We start from the raw sequence: 13,053 nt of genomic DNA on the forward strand, positions 1-13,053 counted from the left end.
TGCCCCTCGGTAGGGTGTCATGGCCGATCAAAAGGACCACGCGGGTGGACGGGAGGTGTGTCGGTGCCCACTGGTTTGCGCCCCAGCGCCGGCGCGGGTGCCCGATTGCCCCAGTTGGCGGCCCAGGTCGGCGCGGTGATGGCCGACGGGGTAGCGGTGCCCGACGTCCCGGTCACCGGCGTGACGCTGCGCGCGCAGGACGTGCGGCCCGGTGACCTGTTCGCCGCGCTGCCCGGCTCGACCACGCACGGCGCCCGGTACGCCGCCGACGCGATCGACGGCGGCGCCGTCGCGGTGCTCACCGACGCCGCCGGGGTCGCCGAGATGGGCGAGGCGGCCGCGACCGTGGCCACCCTGCTGCACCCCACGCCCCGCGGCGTGCTGGGCGGCCTGGCCGCCACCGTGTACGGCAACCCGTCGGAGAAGGTCACGGTCATCGGGATCACCGGAACGTCCGGCAAGACCACCACCACCTACCTGGTCGAGTCCGGCCTGCGTGCCGGCGGGCGGACGGCCGGGCTCATCGGCACCATCGGCATCCGCGTCGACGGCGCCGACATCCCCAGCGCGCTGACCACCCCGGAGGCCCCCGCGCTGCAGGCGATGCTCGCCGCGATGGCCGAACAGGGGGTGGACACGGTGGTCATGGAGGTGTCCAGCCACGCGCTGGCCCTGGGGCGCGTGGACGGCACCGGGTTCGCGGTGGGCGCGTTCACCAACCTGTCCCGCGACCACCTCGACTTCCACCCCACCATGGCCGACTACTTCGAGGCCAAGGCCGCGCTGTTCGACCCCGAGTCGCCGCTGCGGGCCCGCCGGGCCGTCGTGTGCATCGACGACGACGCCGGTCGCGCGATGGCCGCCCGCGCTGAGGAACCGATTACCGTCAGCGCCGCCGGCGAACCCGCCAACTGGCGCGCCGTGGACGTGGCACCGATGGGCCCGGGGGCCCAAGAGTTCACCGCGGTGGACCCCGCCGGCGTGCACCACCGCGTCGGCATCCGGCTGCCCGGCCACTACAACGTCGCGAATGCCCTTGTGGCGCTGGCGATCCTGGACGCGGTGGGCGTCTCTCCGGAGCAGGCGGCCCCGGGGTTGCTGCAAACCCGCGTCCCGGGGCGGCTGGAAGAGATCGACCGCGGCCAGGATTTCCTCGCGCTGGTCGACTACGCCCACAAGCCCGAGGCGCTGCGCGCGGTGCTGACCGCGCTGGCGGGTCCGGGGCGCCGGCTGGCGGTGGTGTTCGGCGCCGGCGGCGACCGCGACCCGGGCAAGCGGGCGCCGATGGGCGAAATCGCCGCGGAGCTGGCCGATTTGGTCGTCGTCACCGACGACAACCCGCGCCGGGAGGATCCGGCGGCCATCCGCGGGGAGATCCTGTCCGGGACGGCGGGCGGCTCGGCGCAGGTCGTCGAGATCGGCGACCGCCGGGCCGCGATCGAACATGCGGTGGCCTGGGCCGGCCCCGGCGACGTTGTGCTGGTAGCGGGCAAGGGCCACGAAACCGGGCAGCAGGGGGCCACCGAGACCCGCCCGTTCGACGACCGGGTGGAGCTGGCCCGCGCGTTGGAGGCCCGCCGGTGATCGACCTGACCGTCGCGCAAATCGCCGAAATCGTCGGCGGCACACTGGCGGACATCACACCGGAGGACGCCGCCGAACTGCGCGTCACCGGGACCGTCGAGTTCGACTCGCGCGCCGTCGGCCCGGGCGGGCTGTTCCTGGCGCTGCCCGGCGCGCGATCCGACGGCCACGATCACGCACCCTCGGCCGTAGTGGCCGGGGCGGTGGCGGTGCTGGCCGCGCGTCCGGTCGGGGTGCCCGCCATCGTCGTGACCCCGACCGGAGCGGACGACACCCGGGCCGGGGTGCTCGAGCACGACGCCGACGGCTCGGGCGCCGCGGTCCTGGCCGCGCTGGCCAAGCTGGCCCAGACGGTGGCGGCCGAACTGGTCGCCGGCGGGCTGACCATCATCGGGATCACCGGCTCGTCGGGCAAGACCTCGACCAAGGACTTGGTGGCCGCCGTGCTGGCGCCCCTCGGCGAGGTGGTCGCCCCGCCGGGGTCTTTCAACAACGAGCTGGGCCACCCCTGGACGGTGTTGCGCGCGACGCGGCGCACCGACTACCTCGTTCTCGAGATGTCGGCGCGGCACCCCGGCAACATCGCCGCGCTGGCCGAGATCGCCACCCCGGCGATCGGCGTGGTCCTCAACGTCGGCACCGCCCATCTGGGCGAATTCGGCTCGCGGGAAGCCATCGCGCGAACCAAATCCGAGCTGCCCCAAGCCGTTCCGTCGTCCGGCGTCGTCATCCTCAACGTCGACGACCCGGCCGTGGCGGCGATGGCCGACGTCACCACCGCCCGGGTTGTCCGGGTCAGCCGCGCGAGCCAGACGGACGCCGGTCCGAGCGACGTGTGGGCGGATGGAGTGTCGCTGGACGAACTGGCCCGGCCGCGCTTTACCCTGCACGCGATGGACAGCGCCGCGCCGGTACAACTCAGCGTGTTGGGCGACCACCAGGTCACCAACGCGCTGTGCGCCGGTGCGGTCGCCTTGCAATGCGGCGCCGGCGTCGAGCAGGTCGCCGACGCCCTGGCCGGGGCGGGGCCGGTGTCGCGCCACCGCATGCAGCTGACCACCCGCGCCGACGGCGTCACGGTGATCGACGACGCCTACAACGCCAACCCCGACTCGATGCGGGCCGGGCTGCAGGCGCTGGCCTGGATCGCCCACGGGGCGGGCGAAAAGCGCCGGAGCTGGGCCGTGCTGGGCGAGATGGCCGAGCTCGGCGACGACGCGATCACCGAGCACGACCGTATCGGCCGGCTCGCCGTGCGCTTAGATGTGTCTCGACTCGTTGTCGTCGGAACCGGGAGGTCGATGAGCGCCATGCACCATGCGGCGGTCATGGAAGGCTCGTGGGGTTCCGAGGCGGTCAACGTGCCCGACGGCGACGCCGCGCTGGCCCTGTTGCGCGCGGAGCTGCGGCCCGGTGACGTCGTCCTGGTCAAGGCGTCCAACGCCGCCGGCCTGGGCGCGCTCGCGGACGCGCTGGCGGCCGACACCGGGGCGCGCCCGTGAGACAGATCCTCATCGCGGTCGCGATCGCGCTGACCGTGTCCATCCTGCTGACCCCGGCGCTGATCCGGCTGTTCACCCGCCAGGGCTTCGGCCACCAGATCCGCGAGGACGGGCCGCCGACCCACCACACCAAGCGCGGCACCCCGTCGATGGGCGGCGTGGCGATCCTGGCCGGGATCTGGGCCGGGTACCTGGGCACCCACCTGGCGGGTCTGGCGTTCGACGGCGAGGGCATCTCCGCGTCGGGCCTGCTGGTGCTGGGCCTGGCCACCGTGCTGGGCTTCGTCGGCTTCCTCGACGACCTGATCAAGATCCGCCGGTCGCGCAACCTCGGGCTGAACAAGACGGCCAAGACGGTCGGGCAGATCGTCGCCGCCGTGCTCTTCGGCGTGCTGGTGTTGCAGTTCCGCAATCCCAACGGCCTCACACCGGCCAGCGCGAACCTGTCCTACGTGCGCGAAATCGCCACCGTCACACTGGCTCCCGGGCTGTTCGTGCTGTTCTGCGTCATCGTCGTCAGCGCCTGGTCCAACGCGGTCAACTTCACCGACGGCCTGGACGGGCTGGCCGCCGGGTGCATGGCCATGGTCACCGCCGCCTACGTGCTGATCACCTTCTGGCAATACCGCAACGCCTGCGTCACCGCGCCCGGCCTCGGCTGCTACAACGTGCGCGACCCCCTGGACCTGGCGATCGTCGCGGCTGCCACCGCCGGCGCGTGCATCGGCTTCCTGTGGTGGAACGCCGCGCCGGCCAAGATCTTTATGGGCGACACCGGCTCGCTGGCGCTGGGTGGCATCATCGCGGGCCTCTCGGTCACCAGCCGCACCGAGATTCTGGCCGTCGTGCTGGGCTCGCTGTTCGTCGCCGAGGTCACTTCCGTCGTCCTGCAGATCCTGGCCTTTCGCACCACCGGGCGCCGGGTGTTCCGGATGGCGCCCTTCCACCACCATTTCGAACTGGTCGGCTGGGCCGAGACCACGGTGATCATCCGCTTCTGGCTGCTCACCGCGATCACCTGCGGGCTGGGCGTGGCCCTGTTCTACGGTGAGTGGCTGGCCACGATCGGAGCCTGACGTGCTTGACCCGCTCGCGCCGGGCGCGCCCGTGCTGGTGGCCGGCGGTGGCGTCACCGGCAAGGCCGTGCTCGCGGCCCTGACCCGGTTCGGTGCCGTCCCCACCCTGTGCGACGACGACCCCGAAACGCTGCGCCGGTTCGCCGACGGCGGGGTCGCGACCGCGACGACGTCGACGGCCGCCGAAAGGGTCTCCGACTACGCCCTATTGGTGACCAGCCCCGGCTTCTCGCCGTCCACGCCGCTGCCGGCCGCCGCCGCGACGGCGGGCGTGCCCATCTGGGGCGACGTCGAGCTCGCCTGGCGGCTCGACGCCGCCGGCCACTACGGGCCGCCGCGCCGGTGGCTGGTGGTCACCGGGACCAACGGCAAGACCACGACGACGTCGATGCTGCACGCGATGCTGGTCGCCGGCGGGAAGAGCAGCGTGCTGTGCGGCAACATCGGTGACCCGGTCCTCGACGTGCTGGACCGGCCCGCCGACCTGCTGGCCGTCGAGGCGTCCAGCTTCCAGCTGCACTGGGCGCCCTCGCTGCGGCCCGAGGCCGGCGTCGTGCTCAACATCGCCGAGGATCACCTGGACTGGCACGCCACCATGGCCGAATACACCGCGGCGAAGGCCCGGGTGCTGGATGGCCGGGTGGCCGTGGCCGGGCTGGACGACGCCCGGGCCGCCGCGCTGCTGGACACCGCGGCCGCGCCGGTGCGGACCGGTTTCCGGCTCGGCGAACCGGCCGCGGGCGAACTCGGCGTGCGCGGCGGAATGCTGGTCGACCGCGCCTTCGCCGACGACCTGGCGCTGCTGCCGGCCGAATCGATCCCGGTGCCCGGCCCGGTCGGGGTGCTGGACGCCCTGGCCGCCGCGGCCCTGGCCCGCAGCGTCGGCGTGCCGGCCGAGGCGATCGCCGGCGCCGTCGCGTCGTTCCGGCTCGGCCGGCACCGCGCCGAGGTGGTGGCCGTCGCCGACGGGATCACCTACGTCGACGACTCCAAGGCGACCAACCCGCACGCCGCGCAGGCGTCGGTGCTGGCCTACCCGCGGGTGGTGTGGCTGGCCGGCGGTTTGCTGAAAGGCGCATCGGTGGACGCCGAGGTCGCCATCGTCGCATCGCGGCTGGTCGGCGCCGTGCTCATCGGCCGAGATCGCGCGGAGGTTGCACAGGCGTTATCGCGACACGCGCCGGATGTCCCCGTCGTCCACGTTGTGACAGGCGAGGATGCTGATATGGATGCGACTGCTGTGGTTCCTGATGCTTCTGTGACAGAAGTGAGACCTTCCGACGGCGACCTCGGCGCTCGCGTGATGACCGCGGCCGTGGCCGCCGCGCGGGACCTCGCCAAGCCGGGCGACACGGTGCTGCTGGCACCGGCCGGCGCGTCGTTCGACCAGTTCGCCGGTTACGCCGCCCGCGGCGACGCGTTCGCCGCCGCCGTCCGCGCGGCGATCCGGTAGCCGCTGTGGGAAACGCGCTGACCCGGCGGCTGCGCCGGGGCAAGGGCAGTAACCAGGCCGCCACCCCCGAGCGGGACGAGGCGGCTGCCGACGACGCTGCCGACGCCTCGATCGACGAGGACGCGACGGACGCCTTCGAAACCGCCGATCCGCCGAACGCCAGGGCCGGGGGCGGCGCAGCAGGCGTGAAGGCCCGGGTCGCGGCCCTGCCGGCCGGCCTGCGCGGCCGGTTCGGCGCTTGGCTGGGCCGGCCGATGACGTCGTTTCACCTGATCATCGCCGTCACCGGGCTGCTGACCACGCTCGGTCTGATCATGGTGCTGTCCGCCTCGGGGGTGCGCTCGTACGGCGCCGACGGGTCGGCGTGGGTGATCTTCGGCAAGCAGGTGCTGTGGACGATCATCGGGCTGGTCGCCGCCTACGTCGCGATGCGGGTGTCGGTGCGCTTCATCCGGCGCGTGGCCTTCACCGGTTACCTCGTCACGATCATCTTGCTAGTCCTCGTGCTGGTTCCCGGGATCGGCAACCTGGCCAACGGCTCGCGTAAGTGGTTCGTGATCGCGGGCTTCTCGATGCAGCCGTCCGAGCTGGCCAAGATCGCGTTCGCCATCTGGGGCGCCCACCTGCTCGCGGCGCGGCGAATGGAGCGGGCCTCGCTGCGCGAGATGCTGATCCCGCTGGTCCCGGCCGCGGTCATCGCGCTGGCGCTCATCGTCGCCCAGCCCGACCTGGGGCAGACGGTGTCGCTGGGCATCATCCTGCTGGCCCTGCTGTGGTACGCGGGCCTGCCGCTGCGGGTCTTCGTCACCTCGCTGCTGGCCGTCTTCATGGCCGGCGCGGTCCTCGCAATGTCCGCGGGGTACCGCTCGGACCGGGTGCGGTCCTGGATCAACCCCGAAAACGACCCGCAGGACACCGGCTATCAGGCCCGGCAGGCCAAGTTCGCGCTGGCCCACGGCGGCATCTTCGGCGACGGCCTCGGTCAGGGCGTCGCCAAGTGGAATTACCTGCCCAACGCCCACAACGACTTCATATTCGCGATCATCGGCGAGGAGCTCGGCTTCATCGGCGCGTTCGGGTTGCTGGCGCTCTTCGGGGTGTTCGCCTACACCGGGATGCGGATCGCGCGCCGCTCTGCCGACCCGTTCCTGCGGCTGCTGACCGCCACCACGACCATGTGGATCCTCGGGCAGGCGTTTATCAACATCGGCTACGTGATCGGCGTGCTGCCCGTCACCGGCCTGCAGCTGCCGCTCATCTCCGCCGGCGGAACATCCACGGCCGCAACACTTTTCATGATCGGGATTATGACCAACGCGGCCCGGCACGAACCGGAGGCGGTGGCCGCGCTGAGGGCCGGTCGCGACGACAAGGTGACCCGGCTGTTGCGGCTGCCGCTGCCCCAGCCGTACGTGCCCAGCCGCATCGAGGCGTTCCGCGACCGCAAGAAGGTGGGACCGCAGGCCGCCGGCAAGGGGCCGAAGGCGCCCGCACGCAAGGCGCCCCGCGCCGCCGACGCCCCGGTGCGGGGGGCCGCGGGACGAAAGGCCGCCCGCCCGACGCGCCAGTCTGGGGGCGGCGCCCGCGGGCGGGGAGGGCATCATGGATCTGGCCAGCGCTACGCCAGTCAGGGCGCCGGCCAGCGTAAGGCACGGCGAACTCGCGCATTGGAAGGTCAGCGTTACGGGTGAACGGCACGATCAAACAGCCGGCCGGCGGGCTGGGGGCAAGCCCCTCGCCCGCCGGTGCTGCATCATCGGCCCTTGATTCCGTGTCGGTCGTGCTGGCCGGTGGTGGGACGGCCGGGCACGTTGAGCCCGCCATGGCCGTCGCCGACGCCCTGCGCGCCCTCGACCCGAGCGTCCGGATCACCGCCCTGGGCACCCGCCGTGGGCTGGAGACGAGGCTGGTGCCCGAGCGCGGCTATCACCTGGAGCTGATCACGCCGGTCCCGCTGCCGCGCAAGCCCAGCGGCGACCTGGCCCGGCTGCCGCCGCGGGTGTGGCGCGCCGTGCGCGAGACCCGCGCGGTGCTCGACGCCGTCGACGCCGACGTGGTGATCGGCTTCGGCGGCTATGTGGCGGTACCGGCCTACCTGGCCGCCCGCGGCATCCCCGGCATTCGGCGCCGGGTGCCGGTGGTGATCCACGAGGCCAACGCCAGGGCCGGCATTGCCAACCGCGTCGGCGCGCGCACGGCCGACCGGATCCTTTCCGCGGTGCCGGATTCTGGGCTGCGCGGCGCCGAGGTGGTCGGGGTGCCGGTCCGGGCGACCATCACCACGCTGGACCGCGCCGCGCTGCGCGCCGAGGCCCGCAAGCACTTCGGCTTCGCCGACGACGCGCGGGTGCTGCTGGTGTTCGGCGGCTCGCAGGGCGCGGTCTCGCTGAACCGGGCGGTGTCGGCGGCCGCCGCCGACCTCGCCGCCGCCGGCGTCTCCGTGCTGCATGCCCACGGTCCCAAGAACACCCTCGAGCTGCGCACGCCCGCGCCGGGCGATCCGCCCTATGTGGCGGTGCCCTACCTGGACCGGATGGACCTGGCCTACGCCGCGGCCGACCTGGCCATCTGCCGATCTGGGGCGATGACGGTCGCCGAGGTGTCGGCCGTCGGCCTGCCGGCCATCTACGTGCCCCTGCCGATCGGCAACGGCGAGCAGCGGCTCAACGCGCTGCCGGTGGTCAACGCCGGCGGCGGCATGATCGTCGCCGACGCCGACCTGACCCCGGCCCTGGTGGCCCGCGAGGCCGGCGGGTTGCTCAACGACCCGGCGCGGGTGGCGGCCATGACGACGGCCGCCGCGCGGGTGGGACACCCGGACGCGGCGCGACGGGTGGCCCAGGCGGCGCTGGACATCGCGGCGCGGAGGCGAGGGTGACCGCCGAGCAGCTGCCGCCCGAGCTGCGGCGCGTGCACATGGTCGGCATCGGGGGAGCCGGCATGTCGGGCATCGCCCGCATCCTGCTGGACCGGGGCGCGCTGGTCTCCGGGTCCGACGCCAAGGAGTCGCGCGGCCTGCACGCCCTGCGCGCCCGGGGCGCGCTGATCCGCGTCGGCCACGATGCGTCGTCGCTGGATCAGTTGCCGGGCGGCGTGACGGCGGTCATCACCACCCACGCCGCCATCCCGAAGACCAACCCCGAGCTCGTCGAGGCGCGCCGGCGCGGCATCCCGGTGGTCCTGCGGCCCGTCGTGCTGGCCAAGCTGATGGCCGGGCGCACCACGCTGATGGTCACCGGCACGCACGGCAAGACGACGACGACGTCGATGCTGATCGTGGCCCTGCAGCATTGCGGGCGCGACCCGTCGTTCGCGGTCGGCGGCGAGCTCGGCGAGGCCGGCACCAACGCCCATCACGGCAGCGGCGACTGCTTCGTCGCCGAGGCCGACGAGAGCGACGGCTCGCTGCTCGAGTACACGCCCAACGTCGCGGTGGTCACCAACATCGAGACCGATCACCTGGACTTCTACGGCAGCGCCGACGCGTACGTCGAGGTGTTCGACGCGTTCGTGGAGCGACTCGCGCCCGGGGGAGCGCTGGTCGTGTGCACCGACGACCCGGGGGCGGCGGCGCTGGCCGAGCGCACCGCCGAGCTGGGCATCCGGGTGCTGCGCTACGGCTCCGCGGGGGAAGGCCTGGCCGCCAGGCTGTTGTCGTGGGAGCAGCAGGGGATCGAGGCGGTCGCGCACATCCAGCTCGCGGGCGAGGAGCATCCGCGCGTGATGCGGCTGTCGGTGCCCGGGCGGCACATGGCGCTCAACGCGCTGGGCGCGCTGCTGGCGGCGCTCGAGATCGGGGCGTCGGCCGACGAGGTGCTCGACGGGCTGGCCGGATTCGAGGGCGTGCGGCGCCGCTTCGAACTGGTCGGGACCTCGGGAACCGGCCCGGAGGCGGTGCGGGTGTTTGACGACTACGCCCACCATCCCACCGAGATCGCCGCCACGCTTGCGGCGGTCCGCACCGTCCTCGAGCAGAGCGGGGACGGCCGCTCCATCGTGGTGTTCCAGCCCCATTTATATTCGCGCACAAAGGCTTTCGCCGCCGAGTTCGGCCGGGCGCTGGACGCCGCCGACGAGGTGTTCGTGCTCGACGTCTACGGCGCGCGCGAACAACCGCTCACCGGCGTCAGCGGGGCCAGCGTCGCCGAGCACGTCAGCGTGCCGGTGCGCTACCTGCCGGATTTCTCCGCGGTCGCCGGGGAGGTCGCCGAGGCCGCGGGCCCCGGCGACGTCGTCGTCACGATGGGTGCGGGCGACGTGACGCTGCTGGGTCCGGAGATCGTGACCGCGCTGCGGCTGCGGGCCAACCGCAGCGCGCCGGGCCGGCCGGGGATACCGCGATGACCGAGCCGAACGAGGCCAGCCCGCCCGAGCCCGGCTCCGACACCGCCGACGGCGTGATCACCGAACCGCTCGCGACGGGGCAGCAAGGCGAGGCCGCAGCCGAGGATCAGGCCGAGTTCGAGGGGCCGCGCCGGCGGGCGCGCCGCGAGCGGGCCGAGCGCCGCGCGGCGCAGGCGCGCGCCCGGGCCATCGAGGAGGCCCGCCGCGAGGCCAAGCGCCAGGCCAGCGGGCGCATCGTCAACCAACCCATACCTGCCCGCGGCGTGGTGCGGGGGCTGAAGATGCTGCTGATCAGCGTGGTGGTGGCCGTCGTCGGTGTAGGGCTGGGGCTGGTGCTGTACTTCACGCCCGCGATGTCGGCGCGCGAGATCGTCGTCACCGGAACCGGCACGGTGACGCGCGAGCAGGTGCTGGACGCGGCGCGGGTGCGGCCCGGGACGCCGCTGCTGCAGATCAACACCAACCAGGTCGCCGAGCGGGTGGCCGCGATCCGGCGGGTGGCCAGCGCGCGCGTGCAGCGGCAGTACCCGTCGGCCCTGCGCATTACGATCGTGGAGCGGGTGCCGTTGGTGGTGAAGGACTTTCCGGACGGCCCGCACCTATTCGACCGCGACGGCGTCGACTTCGCGACCGCCCCGCCGCCCCCCGCGCTGCCCTACATCGACGTCGCCGACCCCGGCCCGAGCGACCCGGCGACCAAGGCCGCGCTGCAGGTGCTGATCGCGCTGCGCCCAGAGGTCTCGGGCCAGGTGGGCCGGATCGCGGCGCCGTCGGTCGCCTCGATCACGCTGACGCTCAACGACGGGCGGGTGGTGATCTGGGGGACCACCGACCGCACCGAGGAGAAGGCCGAGAAACTGGCCGCGCTGCTGACCCAGCCCGGCCGGACCTACGACGTGTCCAGCCCCGATCTGCCGACCGTGAAGTAGCCGCGCCTAGCCCATCGAGCGTCACGCCAGCGTGGCGCCCGGCGGCGAATGCCGCGCTGGCGTGACGCTCGGCGGACACACAGCGCCGCGCTAGCCAAAAATTTGCGTGCCGCGCGTCGGCGCGCCTGCGGGATTAGCGCCCGCCTGACCCATACCGTTCTGTTTGCGCGGAACTACTTGACATAACTCTAACTCTATGGTTGAGGTTGAGGGTTTGCCAAGCGGACACACCGAGTCCCACCAGGGAGGAAGAAGTAATGATGACCCCCCCGCACAACTACCTGGCCGTCATCAAGGTTGTGGGTATCGGTGGCGGCGGCGTCAACGCCGTCAACCGGATGATCGAGCAGGGCCTCAAGGGCGTGGAGTTCATCGCCATCAACACCGACGCCCAGGCGCTGTTGATGAGCGACGCCGACGTCAAGCTCGACGTCGGACGCGACTCCACCCGCGGGCTGGGCGCCGGAGCCGACCCGGAGGTCGGGCGCCGGGCCGCCGAGGACGCCAAGGACGAGATCGAAGAGCTGCTGCGCGGGGCCGATATGGTCTTCGTCACCGCCGGCGAGGGCGGCGGCACCGGCACCGGCGGGGCGCCCGTCGTGGCCAGCATCGCCCGCAAGCTGGGCGCGCTGACCGTCGGCGTGGTCACCCGGCCGTTCTCCTTCGAGGGCAAACGGCGCGGCAATCAGGCCGAAAGCGGCATCGCCGCGCTGCGGGAAAGCTGCGACACGCTCATCGTTATCCCCAACGACCGGCTGCTGCAGATGGGCGACGCCGCGGTATCGCTGATGGACGCGTTCCGCAGCGCCGACGAGGTGCTGCTCAACGGCGTCCAGGGCATCACCGACCTGATCACCACGCCCGGCCTGATCAACGTCGACTTCGCCGACGTCAAGGGCATCATGTCCGGCGCGGGCACCGCCTTGATGGGCATCGGCTCCGCCCGCGGCGAGGGCCGCTCGCTCAAGGCCGCCGAGATCGCGATCAACTCGCCGCTGCTGGAGGCGTCGATGGAGGGCGCCCAGGGCGTGCTGATGTCGATCGCCGGCGGCAGCGACCTGGGCCTGTTCGAAATCAACGAGGCGGCCTCGCTGGTGCAGGACGCCGCCCACCAGGACGCCAACATCATCTTCGGCACCGTCATCGACGACTCGCTGGGCGACGAGGTGCGCGTCACCGTGATTGCCGCCGGGTTCGAGGCCAGCGGACCGGGCCGCAAGCCGGTGATCGGCGCCGGGGAGAAAGCCGGCGCGCACCGGATCGAGTCGGCGAAGGCCGGCAAGCTCACGTCGACGCTGTTCGAACCCGTCGACGCGGTGAGCGTGCCGGTGCACACCAACGGCGCGACGTTGAGTATTGGCGGTGACGACGACGACGTCGACGTGCCGCCGTTCATGCGCCGCTGACGTCGTGCGCGTGACACGGGAACGGCCCGGCCGTCCGGATACTGGTCACGTGAGCGTTCGCATCCGGCGGGTGACCACCACCCGCGCGGGCGGTGTCTCGGCGCCGCCGTTCGACACCTTCAACCTGGGTGACCACGTCGGTGACGACCCGGCCGCGGTGGCCGCCAACCGATCCCGGCTGGCCGCGGCCCTCGGACTGGGCACCGACCGGGTCGTGTGGATGAACCAAATCCATGGCGATCGGGTCGAGGTGGTCGACGCGCCGCAGCAAGCGGCAGTCGACGGCACCGACGCGCTGGTGACCAGCACCCCGCGATTGGCGCTGGCGGTGGTGACCGCCGACTGCGTCCCGGTGCTGATGGCCGACGCGCGCGCCGGCGTGGTCGCCGCCGTGCACGCCGGTCGCGTCGGCGCGCAGCGTGGGGTGGTGGCGCGCGCGGTGGAGGCGATGCTCGGGCTCGGCGCGCAGGCCGGCGACATCTCGGCGCTGCTCGGGCCGGCGGTCAGCGGCCGCAACTACGAGGTGCCCGCCGCGATGGCCGACGAGGTCGAGGCGGCGCTGCCGGGCAGCCGGACCACCACCTCGGCGGGCACGCCCGGACTGGATCTTCGGGCCGGAATCGCTTGCCAGCTAAGGGATTTGGGTGTCACGGCGATCGACGTCGACCCCCGCTGCACGGTGGCCGACCCGACCCTGTTCAGTCATCGCCGGGACGCGCCGACCGGTCGGCTGGCGTCGCTGATCTGGATGGAGTGACC

10 protein-coding genes are annotated in these 13,053 nt (G+C 72.8%); all 10 read left to right on the forward strand.

The window, feature by feature from the left end; genetic code table 11:
* Nucleotides 1-57: 57 nt before the first annotated feature.
* Complete coding sequence (locus tag AWB92_RS12205; protein ID WP_085185864.1) at nt 58-1,584, forward strand: UDP-N-acetylmuramoyl-L-alanyl-D-glutamate--2,6-diaminopimelate ligase; 1,527 nt, start codon at nt 58-60, stop codon at nt 1,582-1,584.
* Nucleotides 1,581-3,086: a UDP-N-acetylmuramoyl-tripeptide--D-alanyl-D-alanine ligase gene (gene murF / locus AWB92_RS12210; protein ID WP_085185866.1), complete on the forward strand. Its 1,506-nt coding sequence runs from the start codon at nt 1,581-1,583 to the stop codon at nt 3,084-3,086. Before AWB92_RS12205 ends, murF begins: the two co-directional genes overlap by 4 nt.
* Nucleotides 3,083-4,162: a phospho-N-acetylmuramoyl-pentapeptide-transferase gene (gene mraY, locus AWB92_RS12215; protein ID WP_068184952.1), complete on the forward strand. Its 1,080-nt coding sequence runs from the start codon at nt 3,083-3,085 to the stop codon at nt 4,160-4,162. Before murF ends, mraY begins: the two co-directional genes overlap by 4 nt.
* A gap of 1 nt (nt 4,163) precedes the next feature.
* On the forward strand, nt 4,164-5,615 hold the full coding sequence (murD, locus tag AWB92_RS12220) for a UDP-N-acetylmuramoyl-L-alanine--D-glutamate ligase (RefSeq protein ID WP_085185868.1): 1,452 nt from the start codon (nt 4,164-4,166) through the stop codon (nt 5,613-5,615).
* Between the two features lie 5 nt (nt 5,616-5,620).
* A complete protein-coding gene (ftsW, locus tag AWB92_RS12225) occupies nt 5,621-7,306 on the forward strand; it encodes a putative lipid II flippase FtsW (protein WP_085185870.1) in 1,686 nt (561 codons plus the stop codon).
* Entirely contained in the window at nt 7,303-8,493 is a 1,191-nt protein-coding gene (gene murG / locus AWB92_RS12230) for an undecaprenyldiphospho-muramoylpentapeptide beta-N-acetylglucosaminyltransferase (RefSeq protein ID WP_085185872.1), read from the forward strand. Before ftsW ends, murG begins: the two co-directional genes overlap by 4 nt.
* Nucleotides 8,490-9,959 (forward strand): UDP-N-acetylmuramate--L-alanine ligase, encoded by a 1,470-nt coding sequence (gene murC / locus AWB92_RS12235; protein WP_085185874.1) that lies wholly within the window; start codon nt 8,490-8,492, stop codon nt 9,957-9,959. Before murG ends, murC begins: the two co-directional genes overlap by 4 nt.
* The gene (locus AWB92_RS12240) at nt 9,956-10,888 is read left to right on the forward strand and encodes a cell division protein FtsQ/DivIB (RefSeq protein ID WP_085185876.1); all 933 of its coding nucleotides are present in this window, start codon (nt 9,956-9,958) and stop codon (nt 10,886-10,888) included. The genes murC and AWB92_RS12240 overlap by 4 nt, the downstream gene beginning before the upstream one ends.
* Nucleotides 10,889-11,148: 260 nt before the next feature.
* Nucleotides 11,149-12,294 carry a cell division protein FtsZ gene (gene ftsZ, locus AWB92_RS12245; RefSeq protein ID WP_068108701.1) on the forward strand — a complete coding sequence of 382 codons (1,146 nt, stop codon included), beginning with the start codon at nt 11,149-11,151 and terminating at the stop codon, nt 12,292-12,294.
* Nucleotides 12,295-12,343: 49 nt separating this feature from the next.
* The gene (gene pgeF / locus AWB92_RS12250; protein ID WP_085185878.1) at nt 12,344-13,051 is read left to right on the forward strand and encodes a peptidoglycan editing factor PgeF; all 708 of its coding nucleotides are present in this window, start codon (nt 12,344-12,346) and stop codon (nt 13,049-13,051) included.
* Nucleotides 13,052-13,053 lie beyond the last annotated feature (2 nt).

Source organism: Mycobacterium sp. IEC1808 (assembly GCF_002101935.1).
In the GTDB taxonomy this organism is placed as follows: Bacteria; Actinomycetota; Actinomycetes; order Mycobacteriales; family Mycobacteriaceae; genus Mycobacterium.